This is a genomic window from Geodermatophilus amargosae (assembly GCF_900116515.1).
GTDB lineage: Bacteria > Actinomycetota > Actinomycetes > Mycobacteriales > Geodermatophilaceae > Geodermatophilus > Geodermatophilus amargosae.
The window spans coordinates 25,901-43,091 of sequence record NZ_FPBA01000024.1 but is presented as its reverse complement, the minus strand read 5'-3'; the positions used below and the strand labels follow the sequence as shown (position 1 = coordinate 43,091).

Here is a 17,191-nt window from a genome sequence, read left to right as displayed (position 1 = left end):
CTGAAGCGCTCGTGTGCAGCCGATCGCCGAAGATCCAGGGCGTGTACCGCAATCCGTGGTGGCCGTGTGCACGAGGCCGCCGGTCGCTGGGGCGCGGACGCCGACCGCAGGGGCACCGTCGAGGACGGTGTGGGATCACCCAGCGCTGACGGCAGCCGGTCTTCTCATCGGCGGGCTGATTCTCGACAGTTGAGTCATGTCGGAATCATTGAACGATGCGGTGCCCTTCGACGAGCAACTCCTGCCCGTCCGCCACATGGACATCGCTCCTGACGGGTCCCGCGTCAGGGTCTTGGCGCGTCTTCCTCGCGGAGGGATGGCGCACTTCGAGTTGGCCGGCGGTGAAGTCTCGCGGGCGCTGCAGCACCGGTCGGTCAGCGAGATCTGGTACATCCTCGGGGGCCTCGGCGTCATGTGGAGGCAGCAAGAAGCTGGTAGTGGGCGCGAGGTCGACCTTCGCCCAGGCGTCTGTCTGACCATCCCGGTCGGCACCTCGTTTCAATTCTGGAACACCGGAAGGGAGCCGCTGGCGGCCATCGGTGCCACGATGCCGCCCTGGCCAGGGGAGGGTGAAGCCATTCCCGTCGAGGGACCTTGGATTCCCACTGTGTGAGCACGTTGCGCGCACAGGTTGGAAGGGCCGCGGGTAGGATGGCCGTTGCTCGCCCCGATCTGGTCGACTGCTGGGGCAAGCGGACAGCAGAGATGGATGCGCGGGAGGCTTGATCCGCTGCGCCGAACCAGGATCAGCGGCAGGTCCGGAAGGCGTCGCGGCGGTGGGCGACGTCCAGGAATGTGACAGTGCGGGCCTCGTCGTCGATGCGGTACGCGACCCGGTAGGTCCCCCGGCGGGCGTTGTGTCGGTCCTCGAGCGGCCGGCGCAGCCGCTCCCAGCGCAGGGGGGGGCGTCAAGCAGCGGCCCGACGATGCACTCGGAGGCCGCTGTCGCGACGGCCGCGGGGAGATGCTCGGTGAGCTGGCGGCGTCCGGTGGGGGTGAGGGCCAGAAAGTAGCGCTCCTGGCCCTCGGTCACTGCGGCAGGCCGTGGCGGGCCCTGGCCGCGTCCAGGTCGTCGCGGGCCTCGACGTCCCCGCGGGCCAGCTTGGCCTCGGAGGCGTTCGGCCGCCGCATGGCACGGGCATCAGCGAAAATCTCGACGGTCTCCTGCAGCGACTCGAAGTCCTCGGTGGCGAGCAGGACCGCGGAGGGCTGGCCGTGCACGGTAGCGTATCCCCGCTCGTGCTGCCGACCGACGCGGGCGATGAGCATCGACAGGTGGGCCGTCGCAGCGGTCAGGGGCAGCGTCGTCATGGTCAGGAGCATGACCAGAGTGGAGGTGGCGATCCAACCGCGACTCAACCTGGAGGCGTGGCGGGTGGAGCGGGTCCGCGTCGCGACGCGACCAATCTACGACCAACAAACCCCCCTCGGTCTTCCCCGCTGGCCAACGCTGTCCAACGACGCGAAGGGCTACTGACCTGTGCATTCGCCGCTGGCCAATCGCTGCCAACTCCATCAAGATCAAATCGCAGGGTTATTGGTTCGAGTCCAATCGGGGGAGCAATACCAAGCCCCTGACCAGCAGAGACGCCGGTCAGGGGCCTGTGTCATCGGCTGGTAGGGTGGCGGATCCGCCACTTACTCGCCACTTTGGTCGTGGCTACTGCCCGATGAGCAGCAGGTCGGCTGCCCGGTCGCTGACCGTGCGACGGCTCATGTAGACGTCCTGGGTCATGCTCGCCCGCGCGTGCCCGAGGTAGTTGGCGATCTCACGGGCCGACAGTCCCGCCAGGTCGAGCAGGGTCGCCACCGTGTGGCGGAACGTGTGCGCGGTGGCCCACTCGTGTCCGGCGGCGGTCAGCAGGTCGGCCACGTCGTGACTGGTGTTGCTCGGGTCGCGCAGACGGCCACGGGGAGAGGGGAACACCACGTCCCACTCGTTTTCCACGGCGTCGACCTGACGCGCCAGCAGACGGGCCAGCAGATCGGCCGGCAGCTTGATCGTCCGCGTGCTGGCCCCGGTCTTGCCCTCGTCCTGGATGTGCAGCCCGACCCCCGTCTCTCGCACCACAACCGGCCCGAGCTGCGCCGCCCCGTCACCCAGGTGAAGCGCCGACCAGCGCAGCGCGCACACCTCCCCGATGCGGGCACCTGTGCCCGCGAGGAAGGCCACGAAGTCGACCAAGTCGCGACGCGCGGCGATGGAGTCGGTGTCGGCGTAGGCCACGACGGCGTCACGCTCTGCCGTCGTGAAGGCCCGTTCGGTGTCGCGAGTGCCCTTTGGCTTAGTGGTCCGTACCTCGGCGGATGACCTCCTGCTCATCAACAACCTTGCGCGCCGGCATCACACCCCCTGGCGCGCACAAACAGCCGTGTAGTCGCCCACGGGCCACCCGGGAAGGCCCTGAACCGCCACGCACAGACCCTCACGACTCGGCCTCATGCGGGAAGAACCCGTACCTGCCGACCCCATCATTCTTGGTGAAGTGGTGTACGCGCGTGGAGTCGTCCTGTCGCAAATTTGGCGGACTGACGTTCTCCATCACAATCACCTGAGCACGCGCGTCGGTTGCCAAGTGTTCATAGAAGCGGTCGAAGACCGTTGCGCTTACGTACTCGTCATCATCTGCGTCAGTCGCCGCCGTCCACGGTGAGTTTTCGTCGGGCGGCCGATACGTCACAACCGGAGAGTCAAGAACGACGAATCCTGGATGCGGCAGTCCTTCACTATTGCAATAGTCTGCAAGTCCGAGTGTGAAACACGCATGGAGGATAGCTCGCATCCCCTTGCCGCGGTCAGCACGTGACTGGCCCGCGATCACAAGGTCGGTGGATGCGGGATTGAACACCAACTCTGACGATCCCGTGACGCCCCAGGAGGTGAGCGTGTCGCGTAGTCTCGCCTCAAACTCCCGTATCGTGACCGGGGAAAGCTCACGCATGGGAGGCTGCTTCGCCAACCCAGGTACCTCGTTAGCCCGCAAAAGCGCCTCTATACTCGCAAGTTGCTCGTGATAAGCGATGAGCCTTTCGGCGACAGACCGAGCCTCAAGTAGACGTGGCAGGTCAGTCCGGAGCGGAGAGAGTTGCCGGTCTAGATCCCTGATTCGCACCCTCAGGGACTCAATATGATCACGCAGCCTCTCTTCTCGTTTGACGAGGCCAGCGACCTCAGTGGCTAGTTCTTCCTGAACCTGCGCCAGGTCGGTGCGGAGCATATTGATGCGCGATTCCTCTGCGCGGGTTACGAGATCGAGTTGGGTGGCTTCGCCTCCGAGGTGCTCGGACAGCTTCTGATGCTCGGGGCTGGCACCACAGAAGGCGCAGACGCCGGTGTCGAAGTAGCCGAGAAGTGTCCCGGCTTCTCGAACGAGTTCTAGCCGGCCCAAGTCGGATTCGTACTGACTTGCGAGTAAGCTGAAACGAGCGCCCAGCTCCTGCCGTTCAAGCCTCTCCCGGCGCCTGACGTCTAGTAATGTCGTCGCTCTTTGTAGAGCCTCGACAATGTCCTGTCTGCGTCGGAGCATGCCTTCAATATCGTCTGTTGTCCCCGCGATCGCCATCGATAGGCGGCCAAGCCTTTGCTCGACCTCTACCCTGCTTTCTTTCGACTGCATTCGGCCAACCAGGTCGGAATGCAGTTGCGCCAGCACCTCCTGTTTGGATCGACCGATGCGAACCTCGTCGTCTGTTGGTACTTCTTGCGCTATTTCCCCATCGTCATCATTTTGGAGCAGGACGCGGAGTGCCGAACGCTCGGCCGTTCGACTCACGTGCTGGCCGGTGAGCGCAGGCGGCACCTCGGACTGCATCTGTGCCTCATTGACAATACAGAGATGCGCGAGGTTGCGAAAGCTGAGCGACTGTGTAGCGCCCTTGGAGTTCTTGATCACCTTCCGACCCTCAAGCCCGAGTCCCCGCAGCAGAAAGTCGGAGATCGACTCCTCGCCCTTCTTAGGCTTCCGATCGGCAAGAGTCTGCCTCGGGAGTGAGGGAGGAAGACTCCTCCAATCGCCCTCATAAACCGCGATCCTGCCACCTCGCAGTGGGCGTGCCAGAGTTACGTTCTCGCCGTTGGGCAAGTCCAGCGAGACCAGTGAGTGCGTGTATCCCTGAGCCTCGGGGATGTCCTTGAGTCGAGCTGCTCCGAGCGTGTAATCTATAGCACTGACGATAAACGACTTCCCCGTGTCCGATGCGCCGAAGATCACAGTCAGGCTCGACCCAAATTCGACACTGGCAGACTGACCCAGGCCAACGAGCGTGAGGTGACGAAGTCGCATGGAGGTCATCCTCCAGCCCCTCGTTGCCCTCTTTGTGTGGCTAAGCTCGATGTAATCCGGCTAACTTCCACGTTGCTTATGTTGCGGTACCGCTCAACGGCCCACTGGGCAGATTCCCTCAGTCGGTCGAAGTATCGTGATTCGAGAAGACTGATGAAGTGCGAGGACGAGTCGGACGCCACGTACTGAAGCCCCTCAGAGCTCTGTGTCATATCTATTAGCTGTGCGCGTAGCATGACTTGGAGCCCCTCCTCGATTCTGGCGCGGCCAACCGATATCTCGCTCTGTCGTTGAGGCAGCGCCGGCAGGATGCTTTCTGGGCCACCAAAGTCACGCGTGTGGAGACTTATGTGGTCGAGCAAGCTTAGCCTGTCGACATCCATGCCGTCAGGATAGGCAGCATCAAGGATGGCGAGCACCCTGAGTCCAACTTCTAGCGGGCCGTTGAGGGGGTCAGTCATCCTGTGTCACCCACCGCAGACGGTCCTCGTTAGCAAGTTGATGGCAAATGCCCTTGCAGTCAGCCTTGTCAAGCACTTGCATCAAGCGGTTGGAGCTGACGTCGATGGACATCGATAGCTGGAGGACGGTCTGGAGCCGGACGTAACCGTCCGCGTGAGGCATCTCGGCCGTTTCTACAACCCCTTGGTAGATGTTCTCTTGCAGGTGCTCATACGTCCCTGGTGGGACCTGGTCCCGAGCGAACCGCCGCAAGGCCTCTGCGGCATAAAAGGACTCGCGCTGCCTCTGAAAGTGAGTGGCGCACTTGCTGGCATGCGCAACGTTTCCAACGTGCACTCCAATACCCTTGAAGTGCTCGTTATAGACCTCGACAAGTTGGGAGACGTAACGCAGTTCCCCCTCATCGATCTCGCTTGGCGGGGGCTCGCAAGGCGGCCGGTCCGCGAGTGGAGTAGAGAATCGTTGGGAGTGGTAGCGGGTGCGACTATGCACTTCCAGCACGTCATGGATAGGAGCTGAGTCGACGAAGCCAAGGTCGCTCGTCTCTACGAGGCTAGCCACAGCCTCTCGTGACTTGCGGCTAGCCCCAGACAGTGGGTAAGTATCATCCGCCATTTTGGCGAGAAACTCTTCTTTCAGCTTGGATGGCGAAGAGAGGAGCCTGTCAAGCGTTCGCCCACAGCCGCGCGGGGCCAAGAAGATATACTTTTGGGGAAGGGTGTAGATTCCCCGTACTGCGCCGTCGAAAATCTTGTATAGCTCCGGCCAAGCATCGTTGCGTTCGAGTGGTCGATTGTAGTGTTTGCACTGAAAGCAGTGCCACGGCCCGTCAAGTCCTGCGTCGCTAAGAAAGGCGGCCACGTCGATTCCCTGATCGCCAGGGCCGCCAAGGCGTTTAATCCGCGTGTAGTCGGCCTCGAGTCCGTGGGCCCACTCAAGGACAAACTCCTCCCATTCATCCGGACTGAGGAATGCTAGGACAGCGTCCGGTCGAAGGAAGGCGCCTGGGCTTGCGGACACTGGCCGAGCGACGACCGGATCCGTCCGCGGGTGCGGAAGGTCGGAGAGTAGTGGGCCTTGCAAGCCGCTGGCCTCTGCTCGTCCCAACTTGCCCCCACGGTGCTGTCTCTGCCGACCCGACCCGGCCTCTGCACACTGTATGCGGTCAAGCACGGGGGGTAGCTCGATTCTCACGGGCGGGCTGTGTTGACCCCTCTGGGATCCAGCGACACGCCGTGATCGAGGACTCCGTGGGGGCACCGCTCTCGACCGCCGGCCGCGATGCTGGGCAGTACAGACACGCCCAGGACGCGGGACAGCTCAGCGTCGACCGCGGTGTGGTGCTCACGAGCGAGGTTCCCATCGCGACGGCGCCGCGGTACCTTTCCTGGGCGCGCCCATCTACCAGCGACGGCTGAGGCTGTGCGATGTCAACTATCTTTGGCCGGCTCGTGCGAGGCATTTCTCAGCCCGCACCGCACGGTGCCTTCATGCAAGCGGTAGCGGCGGCATCCCGAGTGAGCGCGGCGGTCGCGATGACGCAAGCGACCGCACTGACTACGCGGGCTGACATTGACTGCACTGTCGAGTACCCGCCGCGGGACTTGAATGATTGTCCAAATCGACGTCCACGCCCGGGCTACACACCCACCGTCAACGGATGCGGGCCAGCGGGCTTCTTGAACGTCGTTGCGACGCTGATACCTGATGGATGGCTGCACGTTAGTTTTAAGTCGGCTTGTGACCGACATGACGCCTGCTACGGCACCTGCAGCGCAAGCCCGACGAAGAAGGATGACTGCGACCGTCAGATGTACGACAGCGCAGTACTGGCTTGCAATACGGCCTTCACGGTTCCGTTCGGGCCCGGGCGCATCGCCTTTGACTTTGGGGTCTGCCAAGTCGTGGCTCAGACATATTACGACGCAGTCTCTAGCGGAGGAGCCGGGCCATACGATCGTGCTCAGAAGGAGGCTTGCGAGTGCTGCAGGCCGCAAAACAAGGTCTACTGCGGTTGCAATAAGACTTGCTATAGCGACGTTTCTACCTGCTTGAAGGAGTGCAAAGCTGGGTTGGGTTGCTTTACGGATATCTGCGCGCCAGCAAAGGCTGGCCAATGTTAGGTTCAGCAGGACTTGCAGTGCTGGCTGGACTGGCGCAGTTGGGGCTCGCTTTGACGTTTATCGCTGCGGGAGTCATGAAGGCGGTGCGTCCTGGCACTGCAGGGGCCACTGCGGCGGCGCTAGGTGTACCTGAGCGCATCTCCCGTGTCGCTGGCACCCTCTTTCCTGCGCTTGAGATCGTCCTCGGCCTTGCCCTGCTGGTCGAGGCGCTAGCCATACCGGCCAGCGCGGCGGCTGTTGTCTTACTTGCCGGCTTGACGCTGCTGTTGACTAGTGCCATTCACAGGGGCAGACGGCCGCCCTGTCAGTGTTTCGGGTCGTTCTCGCAGCGCCCGATAGGCTGGCGATCGATCGTGCGGAACGTCCTCCTTGCCGGCGCCGCGACGCTCGTTCTCACGTATGAACTGCTCACGAGCGCGTCGTGCGCTTGGAGTTGCTGGTCCATCCTCTGGATTCCCATCCCCGATCGTCTCCTTGCGCTCTTGGTTGTCTTGCAGACAATCAGCATAGGATTCTGCGTCTGGGCCATCGTCAATCTAATGGGAATGGCCGGTCAGGCGGAGAGGCAGCTAGCGGTCATCTCTGCATCGCACAGAAGGGTTGGGCCGCCCGGAGGGACGAGGCGGGACGTTGAGGTTCTTAGGCGGAGGCCGGAAGGTGAGCACGCTGAGTCAGTGGTTCTCTTCACACACTCGGGATGTACAGGTTGCCACCGCCTTCTGCACGATCTTGGCAACAACCCTTCCGTCCGCGGTAAGCGCTTGGTCATCTATTCGGACGACCCGAATATACACGTGACTGGGGCGACGGTTATACATGACGAGGACCATAGTGTGGCGGCCGCCTATGGGGTGACGGCGTTTCCGGCCGTCCTCGACTTTAATCGCCAGGGGGAGGAGCTCTCCCGTGCGTACGGCTATAGCGAATGTGTCGCCTTGATGCAAGGAATTGCTCCAGCGGTTAACAAAGAGCCCGCGCGCCCCTAGATTCGGCCCGCCCATAGGAGGGTGAAGTCAGCGATGGTCGATCTGCCTTCTCCGGAAACGATGAGTCGACTCTTGAGCGACCCCGAAGCAACTACACTCAATATGGCAACCCGCCTTGAGGGTTCCATGCAGGCGATCAGAATCGTCGTCAAGGGTGAGAATGGCGTCTTCTTAGTTGCCGAGCCAGATGCGCGCTATCGGATTGTGTCCGGCCTTGCGGTCACCGCGGGCATGCCCCGGTTAGAGGCTACTGGCGCTGCCGGGATGGTCGTCGACTACGACGGAGTACGGGGTCGAGGCACGGTCCATCTGCCGTCGGAGTCGGGTGGCTTCTACACCTATCAGGTGACCGCGGCGTAACGCGGTCAGCCGATTACTGCAGTCCCGATTGATCATCGGCAACCCCAAGACGCCATCTGCGTGCGCCCCGACCACAGGGGGCAGTCCCGAGCGCCTCCCGCAACCCCCCATACCCACCACATACCCGCCACATTGCTGGTTAAGGTCCCTGAGCACCAGTGACCTCCACGCGCGCTAGTTGCCGCCTGAGCTGGGCATGAGTGATGCGCTGTGAGGTTGCAGTAGTGCCGCAGTGTGAATCGCAGGGTTATTGGTTCGAGTCCAATCGGGGGAGCAACACCGCAGGTCAGCGGGTCGGCAGGCCACCTGCATCGGGCGCCGCGACCACTGAACGACCAACGAACTCGGGCACGGACGACTCGTGGTCGGCTCGTGTCTGGGTCGTCCGCCGAGGGTCAGCGCAGGCGCTGCAGTGCCGAGGCCGCCTCGGGGCTGGCCAGTCCGCGGCCCATGTAGACGTCCTGGGTGAGGCTCGGGCGGTTGTGGCCGAGGTGATCCGCGATCCGGCGGGCCGAGAGCCCGGCCTCGTCGAGGCGGGTGGCCACGGTCTTGCGGACCACGTGCGAGGTGACCCAGGTGAAGCCGGCGCGGTCGAGGGCCCGGCGCAGATCGGTGCTGGTGTTGTGCGGATCCCGCAGCCGTCCGTTGGGACTGGGGAAGGCCACCTGCGACTCCGCATTGGGTCGCAGCAGCCTCCGGCGATCCTGCAGTAGGTCGACGACGAAGGCCGGTAGGGCGATGGTGCGCCGGCCGGCGGTGGTCTTCGGGAACTCCTGGATCGCCAGACCTTCTCCAGGGACGCCGACGAGGGTCGCCTCGATCTTCAGTGAGCCGGCCTCGAGGTCCACGGCGGACCAGCGCAGCGCGCACGCCTCGCCGATCCGCACGTCGGTGCCCAGCATGAAGACGACGAGGTCCGGCAGGTCGAGCCGGATGGCGTCGGGATCGGCGGCCTACGCCGGCCAAGTCATGTCGCACTGATCGATGCGGGAGCGGGACGTGCGGCCGCCGGCATGCGCTGCGCCCGCAGACTCATCCAACGACCTCGACGGGGGTACCTGCTGGCGGGTGCCCGAACATGGCGGCCGCGCTGCTCCCCCTCCGGAACAGCTCGAGGAAGGCGGCCGAACCCCCGGAACGCCGTCGCCATCCAGAGCTCCCCGGCGCGAAGGACGTCTCGCCGACCGGCACCTCGAAGGCACCGTCGCTCACCACGGCGAAACCCCGCTGATCGCCGACTGCGATCCCGACTCGCGTACCGGGTGGGGCCGGCAGCTCGGTCCAGGTGGTCTTGAGGTTGCCGTATCCGTCGGTGTAGGCGACAACGCGCTCGGGGAACGCAGGTACGGCCCCGTTCGGCAGCGGCGGACCCAACGGGCCGACGTCTCCCCGGGCCAGCCGGGCTACGACATCGGGGAACAGGTCCCGCGACCGGAACTGAGAGCCTGACTCCGGCACCTCCACCTCGCGCAGCTCCTCGGCCTCATCCCGCAGAAACGAGAACGTGTACCCCGCGTTCGGTGCCACGACCAGGACGCCCGAGGGCAGCCGGGCCGCGACGAGCCGCTCTCCCGCATTGTCCCGCCGCGGGTCCTCCTCATCCCGTCGTGGAGCGATGTTCGCGTAGAGGACCATGTCCTGCGGGCCGTCGTTGAGCGCGAGCTGCCCGATGCAGAAGCCGGCGCCGAGCGTGTCGAACGGTCCCACGGACGTCACGACGACCGCCGCGTCGGGCAGGAGCATCCCCAGGCGCTGTCGTACCTCGGCGAACGCGAGGTCTCCCATTCCGTAGTCAGCGATCAGGTGCAGCAGCATCGTTGCAGTCTCTCGCTGTCCTGGTGGTCACGGCTGCCTGGCGCCGTTCCTGTGGTGGGCCTGCTCGCCGGGCTCGGCACCCCGGTCCGGTCCCACGACACGACCTGCTTCTGGAGCGGCCGGTGCGAGCTGCGATCCCACTCCTCCGGTGTCCCGGAGAGGGATCCCCTACAGACACCGGCGGTTGGCTGCCCGCTCCGCCCGAACGTCGCCGTTGCGCGTTCCCCTGACGGGACAACGTCTCCGCCCTGTCGCCCCGGGTCCCTCGGTCGCCGCCGGAGTCCTCGACGACCGCGTGAGGCGGGTCGTAGAACTGCTCGGCCCACGTACGCGCCTGCAGGGCGCGAGCGACCGCCACAGCGCGGTCACTGACGCACACAGAGGAAACCCACGCGGGCGGCGGTGCGGACGAATCACCCCGCCCGGTCGCGACAGGAGCCGGCGCTCCTCGTCCCAGGAAAGGCCCATGATCGCGAGGAGAGTGGAGATCAGCGGTCCAGGAAGTCCGTGCCGACCATCACCCGCAGCGCGTTGGCCTCGAGCGCGATCCGCACCGGCGTGCGTCCGCGGATCTCCCCGTCCACGTCGAGCGCGAGGGGCGGGTCGGTCTCCAACCACACCTCGCCGGCCGTGAGGAACCGGGTGCGGTCCAGCGGCCGGCGGGGCCCGATGACCGTCTGGCGGACGGTCGCGAGGCTCAGCCGGAGCCGGTTGACGTCGCCGAGCCGGTACGCCACCAGCTCGCGGTCGTCGAGGCCGGTGTCGGAGGCGATCGCCCGGCCGGCGTGGTGACTGCCGTTGGCGATGTTGAGCTGGTGGGTCGCGAGTTCGTGGACCTCGTCGCCGATGCGCAGGCGCGCGGTGAAGGGCCGGTGGCCGGGCAGCAGGGCGAGCGCGGTCAGCGGATAGGCAGCGCGGCCGAGCACCCGCTTGAGCCGGTGCGGAACGTGCTCGGCGACCTGCACGGACAGCCCCAGGCTGGTCAGGTTGGCGAAGTGCCGCCCGGCCACGTGGCCGAGGTCGACGTCGGCGACCTTGCCGCCGGTGAGCACGCCCAGGGCGGCCGGCAGGCCGAGCGGCAGGCCGAGGCCGCGGGCGAAGTTGTTGGTCGTGCCGAGCGGAACCACGCCGAGGCAGGCGTCGCGGTGGGCGAGCTGGTGGGCGGCCTCGCTCAGCGTGCCGTCGCCGCCGCCCACCACCACGAGGTCAGCGCCGCTGTCGGCCGCGGCGGCGAGCGCCTCGGGCAGACCCCGAGGCTCGGCGACCGGGCGCACGTCGACCAGCTCCACGGCGGCCTGCAGCCACCGGTGCACCGCCGCGAAGTGACGGCGTCCCCGGCGGGACCGGACGTTGACGACCAGCGCGGTGCGGCGCCGGGCGCGGATGTCGGCGTCCAGCGCCGCCTTCGACCGCTGGTGCACAGGTCCCGTCACGACGATCTCCGTCCTCCCGGCGCGGGTGGCTGCCCCTCGGGGGCGCCGCCGGACCGCAGCGGCAGACCCTCGGCGGGACCGTTGACCGGGGGCCGGCAAGACCCGTTCGTAGAAGGATCCTCTCGCGGACGTCGAGGCTCTCGCCTCCTCGGGTGGTTGATGACCCGAGGGGCAGACGAGGGGTGTCCGTGGTGATCACCGTCCCCGGGTAGCGGCTGCCGCCGTCGCTGGTGACCGACGCACCGGAGCGCCGGCGTCGGCCTGCCCGTGGGGGTGCGCCATGACGGCGCTGCTGATCGGCTACACGCGGGTGTCCACCGACGCCCAGGATCTGACCGCGCAACGCGAGGGACTGCTCGCCCTCGGCGTCGAGCCGGGTCGGGTCTACATCGACCACGGCCTGACCGGCACCAACCGCGAGTGCCCCGGGTCGTCGATCTGGACGCTGCGCCAGCCGCCGTCTCGCAGCGCTCGGGTAACCGCGTCGATGTCGTCGGTCGACGTCTCGTCCAAGGCCAGGTCGACGACCGGAAGAGTCTTGTTCAGGTCCACGGGGGCAGCCGCCCTGTGTGCCAGAGCGGTCCTCTCCGGGACGAGGCTCGCCTACCTGTCCCGGTGAGCGGCCCCGACTTCGCCTCGCAGTGCGTGACCACGACCAGGGCGTGACGGTTCGTGCCCTGGTCACGCCGTCCACCACGAGATCCACGCGTTCGTCGAAGAACGTCCGGCGGCCGGCGAGTTCGGCTGCGTCGGGCAGCGGATCCTCATAGGACCAGAGGAGGTCGGGGACGACACGGCCGGCAACCTCGACGGACCAGTACGAGGCCGCCCCCTCGTAGGGACACCACGTACGTGTGTCGCTGGACCGGAGGTCGGCCGTCACGTCCTCCGGTGGGAGGTGGTAACGGACCGGCAAGAGGGTCTTGAAGACGGGGCGGGGATGCGTGGAGTCGGCGAGGAGATCGGCGTCCAGGAACACGTGCACGTGGCGTGCACGGACGTCGACTCGGTGGAACGGATCGCGCGGGTGCCCGACGATCTCCTCCTCCAGCCACCGGTCGCACCCCGCGAAGTCGACAACGACGGAGTCCGCCAGATCGGGGACGCCTGGCCGGAACCCCTCGACGGTCCGCTCGCGTCCGGGTGGACGGATGTGGACGGGCTGCCCTCGGTGCGGCGGACGGCGAACGGAATCCGAGGGTGGAGCACGGGCATGTCCGTGACCTCGGGCATCGCGACACCGACCCGAGCGACGTCATCGACCGGCGGCGACGCGGGGATGTGGACCACCTCGCCGAGCACGTCGTCGACCGGCACGGCGTAGGTGGGGATCACCCGGTGTGGCTCCCAGACCAGGACTGCTCGGTCGCTGTCGACGACGGGTGTTCAGTCGAGGAGCTCGGCTCAGATCCGTCTCTTGACCGGCTCGTACCGCAACTGGTCGAGGGGTCCTGCCATGCGGTCTCTCAACCGCACGCCCATGAGGCCCTCCTCGTCAGTCAACGTCAGCGTGGCCCCCGATGCCTCCCTTGTCATCGGGGATCCGCCGGGCCGGCCTCGACGGGCGCTTCCCGGCGTCATGGACGGGTCGGATGGCCAGGGACCCTGTTCACCCGGCGACATCGACAGCAGGCGTCCCCGGAGCCGCCCTCACGGACACCCCTGTAGGAGCGGTCCGACGGCCTTCTGTGCCCATGGCCGAGTCCGCACGAAGCCCGCAAGCCAGTGAAGACCAGCCATCGAGATCCAAGCCTGATCGCCGCGGCACAAGCCCTGCTCGGAGCTGTTGTTCGACGTTCGTTGACGCCCCAGATCACCCCCACGTCCCCGGTGAACAGGCCGACGCGTCCGTCGCCCGCTGACCCGCTCACATGGGGTCAGCGGGGGCGGGTGTCCACGCATACTCTTCGCGTGCCGCGCCGGAGCTCTCCATGAGGCCCCGCCTGCTCCACCTGCCTCGACCCGCGCGCCCTGCGCAGGTCGTCGTCCTCGCCTTCGCGGTGGCGGTAGCGGTGGGCACACTGCTGTTGCTCCTGCCGGTGTCCCGGGCCGACCCCGGCGGTGCGCCGGTCGTCGACGCGCTGTTCACCGCGACGTCCGCGGTCACGGTCACGGGCCTCAACACGGTCGACACGGCCACCTACTGGTCCGGGTTCGGTCACGTCGTGATCCTGCTGCTGATCCAGATCGGTGGCTTCGGCATCATGTCGTTGGCGACGTTGCTCGGCCTGCTCGTGTCGCACCGGCTGGGGCTGCGGATGCGGCTGACCACGGCGGCCGAGACCAAGATGCTCGGCATCGGCGACGTCCGGCGCGTCCTCGTCGGCGTCGCGCGCACCAGCCTGCTCTTCGAGGCTGCCGGGGCGGTGGTGCTCAGCGTCCGGTTCGCCACTGCCCACGACGAGCCGGTGGGCCGCGCGCTGTGGCTCGGGCTCTTCCACTCCGTCTCGGCGTTCAACAACGGGGGGTTCGCGCTTTTCAGCGACGGCCTGATCCGGTTCGTGACCGACCCAGTGGTGACCCTCACCGTGTGCCTGCTCGTCATCACGGGCGGACTGGGCTTTCCGGTGATGTTCGAGCTCTACCGGCTGTGGCGGAGCCCGCGCCGGTGGACCATGCACACCAAGATCGTGGTGCTCGCGACGTCGGTCCTCCTCGCCGCCGGAACGCTCGCGTTCCTGGCGCTCGAGTGGAGCAACCCCGCCACGCTCGGCCCGCTCGGCGTCGGCGGCAAGGCGCTTGCCGGCTTCTTCCTCGCCGTGATGCCGCGCAGCGGCGGACTGCACTCCGTGCCGACGGGCGAGCTGCACGCCGAGTCCCTGCTGCTGACCGACGTGCTCATGTTCATCGGAGGTGGCAGCGCCGGCACAGCGGGCGGGATCAAAGTCACGACCTTCACCGTGCTGCTCTTCGTCATCCTCACCGAGATCCGGGCGGACCGCAGTGTCGTCGCCTTCCACCGTCACATCCCGTCCGATGCCCAGCGCCAGGCGCTGACCGTCGCACTACTCGCGGTAGCGGGCGTCTTCGGCGGCACAGGCGCGCTGATGGTGCTCACCCCGTTCTCACTCGATCAGGTGCTGTTCGAGGTCATCTCGGCGTTCGCGACGGTGGGGTTGTCGACCGGGATCACCGGCGACCTCGGAACGCCCGGCACCCTGTTGCTCGTCGTGCTCATGTTCACCGGACGCCTGGGGCCGATCACGCTGGCGTCGGCGCTGGCCCTGCGGGCACGTCCCCGCCTCTACGAATTCCCGCAGGAGCGCCCGATAATCGGCTGACACCGACCACCACGAGGGGAACCGACATGCCTGAGCGCTTCTCTCTCGGACGACAGAACGGGTCGCGCGGCGACGAGACCGTCGCCGTCCTGGGCCTGGGTCGCTTCGGCAGCGCGGTGGCGCTCGAACTCATGGCGTCCGACGTCCAGGTCCTCGGCGTGGACTCCAGCGAGCGGACAGTGCAGGACATGAGCACCACGTTGACGCACTGCGTGCGCGCCGACAGCACGCACGAGGACGCGCTGCGGCAGCTGGGCATCCAGGAGTTCGAACGGGCGGTCGTCGGCATCGGGACCAGCATCGAGTCCAACCTGCTCACAGCGTCCCTGCTCAAGACCTTGGGCGTCGACAACGTCTGGGCCAAGGCGATCAGCTCGGCGCACGGGCGCATTCTCGAGCAGCTCGGCGTCGACCACGTCGTCTACCCCGAGAACGACATGGGCCGCCGGGTGGCACACCTGGTCATGGGCTGCATGCTCGACTTCATCCAGTTCGAGCCCGACTACGCGATGGTCAAGACGGCTCCCCCGACCACGATGCTCGACAAGCCGCTGTCGGAGACCGGAGTGCGCTCCGGGCACGGAGTGACGATCGTGGGAGTGAAGCGCCCCGGCAGCGCCTTCACGCACTGCACCGGGGAGACCGTTCTCAGGAGCGGCGACGTGGTGATCGCGTCCGGTCTGCCGCGCGCGGTGGAGAAGTGGAGCGAGCTGGGCTGAGTCGACCGAGGCCCCGCCATTGCCGTACCGGCGGCAATCGCTCGCCGATCGGGATGCCCGGACGCACACCCGAGTTGTTCCGGCCGCTCTGCGTGCAGTCGTCCATCCGATCCTCAGTGCTGGTGGAACGCGGGACTCTCGCCCTCGACGTGGCTTTCGCCGAGGAGAACACGTGACCGACATCGACGCAGCCGCCCGTCCGGGCACCGTCGAAGTCGACCAGTTCGTCGACCCCGCGCCCGCGCGGGTGTGGCAGACCCTCGCCGAGCCGCACCTGCTCGCGCGCCGGTGGGCGCCCGGCGACATCGCTGCGCGGGTCGGGCACCGGTTCTCCCTCGACGTGCCTGGCTGGGGCCAGGTGCCCTGCGAGGTGCTCGAGGTCGTCAAGCCCGAGCGCCTGGGGTACACCTGCAACACCACCTGGACGCTCACCTGGCGGCTCGTCCCCGAAGGCCGAGGCACCCGACTCTTCCTCGAGCACACCGGCTTCGACCTCCAGCAGAAGCGGAACAGGACGCACTCGACCGGATGGGCCCCGGCTGGCGCGAGGTCGTCCTGCCCCGACTGGCCGAAGTCGCCGCGACCCCCAGGTCTGAGGCTGAGCCTTGCGGCGCATGACCACCGACGCGTGGTCGTGCGCCGCAGGCGCATCCCCCAACGGCCACGAAGTCCTTGGGTGGCTCGAGCCCGCGCCGATCCGGGGTCGGTTGTTCACCGCCTGGTCTCGTACCTGGTCAGGAGCACGCCGCCGGGAAACGTCCGGGTCTCCACCAGGGTCAGGCTCACCCAGTCGTCCAGGGCCGTGAGGAACGCGTGCCGCCACCCACCAGGACCGGGTGGGTGACGATCGCGTACCCGTCGATCAGCCCGGCCCGCATGGCCGCCGCGGCGAGGGTGGCGCCGCCGACGTCCAGGGGACCGCCATCCTCGGCCTTGAGCCGTGAGCGCAGTGGTGACGATGGCGGTGTGCCGCCAGGGCCGGACGGTGACCCCCTGCAGTGCTCGCCAGTGGACGAGCGCGATGCCCGACGGGTCAGGCGAGCTGCAGGGCCGGCTCGCGGGTTGTCGCCGACCCCAGTCGAGTGCAGCGCTCAGGCGGTCGGCACCGCCCTCGCCGGCTGGCCCGCTTCGGCAAGCCGAGCGCGGAGGGCTGTCATGGGGAAGTACGCCCGAAGTGCTGTGATGACGCCGTTGGCCACGTCGTAGGACATGGCAAAGGAATCCGGACATGCGCTCCGCTTGCCGGTACGCCCGCGAACTCCCCGGTCTGCCTGCCGTCGAAGACTGCCTCGAGCATCGCGGTCCCATCGCCACAGACCAAGCTCACGAGTTCTGGATGGGCATCGAAGACCTGGGTGTGCAGACCGATGATCAGGTCCCGAACCGCCTGTCGTCCGTGGGTCTCTCGACCGGTCTCCATGGTCGTCCAGACAACGTCCGGGGCGAGGAACCGCTCGAACTCCGCACCATTGACCAGGGCCTGGATGTAGGCCTCCATGACGGCGCGGGTGTCGTTGTCCGTCATCGCCGTCCCCTGCGCGAACTGTGTCCACGCTGCCCGACCCGGAGAGACCGTAGGACGCCGAACGGGGCCTGCCTGCGGTCGTAGGACCCGGCCCACGGAGTGGACGTCCTCGGCCAGTCCGTTGACTTCACGGGTTCGCTGGCTGCAGGCCTGGCCGACTCCGCATCGGCGGATCCGAGACGACATCGCCTTCCTCGAGCACAT

Annotated in this window: 18 protein-coding genes and 1 pseudogene; 7 read left to right on the top strand and 12 right to left on the bottom strand. The window is 66.7% G+C overall.

Annotation, left to right across the window (positions count from 1 at the left end; genetic code table 11):
- Positions 1 to 316 precede the first annotated feature (316 nt).
- The gene (locus BM414_RS23105) at positions 317 to 613 is read left to right on the top strand and encodes a cupin domain-containing protein (RefSeq protein ID WP_217644896.1); all 297 of its coding nucleotides are present in this window, start codon (positions 317 to 319) and stop codon (positions 611 to 613) included.
- Between the two features lie 133 nt (positions 614 to 746).
- Here BM414_RS23105 and BM414_RS31920 read toward each other — a convergent pair whose 3' ends face one another.
- The 6 genes from BM414_RS31920 to BM414_RS31915 form a co-directional block, all read right to left on the bottom strand.
- Positions 747 to 884 carry a type II toxin-antitoxin system RelE family toxin gene (locus BM414_RS31920; protein ID WP_425432373.1) on the bottom strand — a complete coding sequence of 46 codons (138 nt, stop codon included), beginning with the start codon at positions 882 to 884 and terminating at the stop codon, positions 747 to 749.
- Between the two features lie 145 nt (positions 885 to 1,029).
- Entirely contained in the window at positions 1,030 to 1,311 is a 282-nt protein-coding gene (locus BM414_RS23095; RefSeq protein WP_093583449.1) for a type II toxin-antitoxin system Phd/YefM family antitoxin, read from the bottom strand.
- A gap of 349 nt (positions 1,312 to 1,660) precedes the next feature.
- Entirely contained in the window at positions 1,661 to 2,323 is a 663-nt protein-coding gene (locus BM414_RS23090; protein ID WP_093583382.1) for a tyrosine-type recombinase/integrase, read from the bottom strand.
- A 103-nt stretch (positions 2,324 to 2,426) separates the two neighbouring features.
- The gene (locus BM414_RS28670) at positions 2,427 to 4,211 is read right to left on the bottom strand and encodes a ubiquitin family protein (RefSeq protein WP_139245999.1); all 1,785 of its coding nucleotides are present in this window, start codon (positions 4,209 to 4,211) and stop codon (positions 2,427 to 2,429) included.
- 77 nt (positions 4,212 to 4,288) lie between these two features.
- A complete protein-coding gene (locus BM414_RS28665; RefSeq protein ID WP_139245998.1) occupies positions 4,289 to 4,744 on the bottom strand; it encodes an ABC-three component system middle component 2 in 456 nt (151 codons plus the stop codon).
- On the bottom strand, positions 4,737 to 5,360 hold the full coding sequence (locus BM414_RS31915) for an ABC-three component system protein (protein ID WP_425432372.1): 624 nt from the start codon (positions 5,358 to 5,360) through the stop codon (positions 4,737 to 4,739). Before BM414_RS31915 ends, BM414_RS28665 begins: the two co-directional genes overlap by 8 nt.
- A 1,501-nt stretch (positions 5,361 to 6,861) precedes the next feature.
- Here BM414_RS31915 and BM414_RS31910 point away from each other — a divergent pair.
- Together BM414_RS31910 and BM414_RS23060 are read left to right on the top strand one after the other, a co-directional pair.
- Entirely contained in the window at positions 6,862 to 7,854 is a 993-nt protein-coding gene (locus tag BM414_RS31910) for a MauE/DoxX family redox-associated membrane protein (RefSeq protein ID WP_093583373.1), read from the top strand.
- 33 nt (positions 7,855 to 7,887) lie between these two features.
- Entirely contained in the window at positions 7,888 to 8,214 is a 327-nt protein-coding gene (locus tag BM414_RS23060; RefSeq protein ID WP_139245996.1) for a hypothetical protein, read from the top strand.
- A 395-nt stretch (positions 8,215 to 8,609) separates the two neighbouring features.
- Here the strand turns inward: BM414_RS23060 and BM414_RS23055 are convergent, their stop codons facing one another.
- From BM414_RS23055 to BM414_RS23045, 3 genes are all read right to left on the bottom strand, one after another.
- The gene (locus tag BM414_RS23055) at positions 8,610 to 9,116 is read right to left on the bottom strand and encodes a site-specific integrase (RefSeq protein ID WP_093583369.1); all 507 of its coding nucleotides are present in this window, start codon (positions 9,114 to 9,116) and stop codon (positions 8,610 to 8,612) included.
- Positions 9,117 to 9,246: 130 nt separating this feature from the next.
- Entirely contained in the window at positions 9,247 to 10,029 is a 783-nt protein-coding gene (locus BM414_RS23050) for an SAM hydrolase/SAM-dependent halogenase family protein (RefSeq protein ID WP_093583367.1), read from the bottom strand.
- A gap of 488 nt (positions 10,030 to 10,517) precedes the next feature.
- The gene (locus tag BM414_RS23045) at positions 10,518 to 11,462 is read right to left on the bottom strand and encodes a diacylglycerol/lipid kinase family protein (protein ID WP_245784928.1); all 945 of its coding nucleotides are present in this window, start codon (positions 11,460 to 11,462) and stop codon (positions 10,518 to 10,520) included.
- A gap of 280 nt (positions 11,463 to 11,742) precedes the next feature.
- Between BM414_RS23045 and BM414_RS31055 the strand changes: the two genes are divergently transcribed.
- On the top strand, positions 11,743 to 12,081 hold the full coding sequence (locus BM414_RS31055) for a recombinase family protein (RefSeq protein ID WP_245784927.1): 339 nt from the start codon (positions 11,743 to 11,745) through the stop codon (positions 12,079 to 12,081).
- Positions 12,082 to 12,186: 105 nt separating this feature from the next.
- On the opposite strand, the pseudogene BM414_RS31905 reads toward BM414_RS31055, so the two are convergent.
- Positions 12,187 to 12,441 (bottom strand): annotated as a pseudogene (locus BM414_RS31905) (DUF427 domain-containing protein); the annotation flags it as partial.
- 892 nt (positions 12,442 to 13,333) lie between these two features.
- On the opposite strand from BM414_RS31905, the gene BM414_RS23030 reads away from it, so the two are divergent.
- The 3 genes from BM414_RS23030 (at position 13,334) to BM414_RS31900 (ending at position 16,306) form a co-directional block, all read left to right on the top strand.
- Positions 13,334 to 14,743: a TrkH family potassium uptake protein gene (locus BM414_RS23030; protein ID WP_342716305.1), complete on the top strand. Its 1,410-nt coding sequence runs from the start codon at positions 13,334 to 13,336 to the stop codon at positions 14,741 to 14,743.
- A 26-nt stretch (positions 14,744 to 14,769) separates the two neighbouring features.
- Positions 14,770 to 15,462 (top strand): potassium channel family protein, encoded by a 693-nt coding sequence (locus BM414_RS23025; RefSeq protein ID WP_093583361.1) that lies wholly within the window; start codon positions 14,770 to 14,772, stop codon positions 15,460 to 15,462.
- 172 nt (positions 15,463 to 15,634) lie between these two features.
- Positions 15,635 to 16,306, top strand: a complete 672-nt coding sequence (locus tag BM414_RS31900) for an SRPBCC family protein (protein ID WP_217644895.1) — start codon at positions 15,635 to 15,637, stop codon at positions 16,304 to 16,306.
- Here BM414_RS31900 and BM414_RS31895 read toward each other — a convergent pair.
- Both BM414_RS31895 and BM414_RS29660 read right to left on the bottom strand, forming a co-directional pair.
- Positions 16,245 to 16,376, bottom strand: a complete 132-nt coding sequence (locus BM414_RS31895) for a dihydrofolate reductase family protein (RefSeq protein WP_425432371.1) — start codon at positions 16,374 to 16,376, stop codon at positions 16,245 to 16,247. The two genes, BM414_RS31900 and BM414_RS31895, sit on opposite strands and share 62 nt — an antisense overlap.
- Positions 16,377 to 16,615: 239 nt before the next feature.
- Positions 16,616 to 16,987: an ester cyclase gene (locus BM414_RS29660; protein WP_175551753.1), complete on the bottom strand. Its 372-nt coding sequence runs from the start codon at positions 16,985 to 16,987 to the stop codon at positions 16,616 to 16,618.
- Positions 16,988 to 17,191 lie beyond the last annotated feature (204 nt).

Excerpts from the sequence above, each read along its gene's own strand:
- BM414_RS23105 (WP_217644896.1), top strand. The coding sequence starts at position 317 with ATGGCGCACTTCGAGTTGGCCGGCGGTGAAGTCTCGCGGGCGCTGCAG.
- BM414_RS23095 (WP_093583449.1), bottom strand. The coding sequence starts at position 1,311 with ATGACGACGCTGCCCCTGACCGCTGCGACGGCCCACCTGTCGATGCTC.
- BM414_RS23090 (WP_093583382.1), bottom strand. The coding sequence starts at position 2,323 with ATGAGCAGGAGGTCATCCGCCGAGGTACGGACCACTAAGCCAAAGGGC.
- BM414_RS28665 (WP_139245998.1), bottom strand. The coding sequence starts at position 4,744 with ATGACTGACCCCCTCAACGGCCCGCTAGAAGTTGGACTCAGGGTGCTC.
- BM414_RS31915 (WP_425432372.1), bottom strand. The coding sequence starts at position 5,360 with ATGGCGGATGATACTTACCCACTGTCTGGGGCTAGCCGCAAGTCACGA.
- BM414_RS31910 (WP_093583373.1), top strand. The coding sequence starts at position 6,862 with ATGTTAGGTTCAGCAGGACTTGCAGTGCTGGCTGGACTGGCGCAGTTG.
- BM414_RS23060 (WP_139245996.1), top strand. The coding sequence starts at position 7,888 with ATGGTCGATCTGCCTTCTCCGGAAACGATGAGTCGACTCTTGAGCGAC.
- BM414_RS23055 (WP_093583369.1), bottom strand. The coding sequence starts at position 9,116 with ATGCTGGGCACCGACGTGCGGATCGGCGAGGCGTGCGCGCTGCGCTGG.
- BM414_RS23050 (WP_093583367.1), bottom strand. The coding sequence starts at position 10,029 with ATGCTGCTGCACCTGATCGCTGACTACGGAATGGGAGACCTCGCGTTC.
- BM414_RS31055 (WP_245784927.1), top strand. The coding sequence starts at position 11,743 with ATGACGGCGCTGCTGATCGGCTACACGCGGGTGTCCACCGACGCCCAG.
- BM414_RS23030 (WP_342716305.1), top strand. The coding sequence starts at position 13,334 with ATGGGGTCAGCGGGGGCGGGTGTCCACGCATACTCTTCGCGTGCCGCG.
- BM414_RS23025 (WP_093583361.1), top strand. The coding sequence starts at position 14,770 with ATGCCTGAGCGCTTCTCTCTCGGACGACAGAACGGGTCGCGCGGCGAC.
- BM414_RS29660 (WP_175551753.1), bottom strand. The coding sequence starts at position 16,987 with ATGACGGACAACGACACCCGCGCCGTCATGGAGGCCTACATCCAGGCC.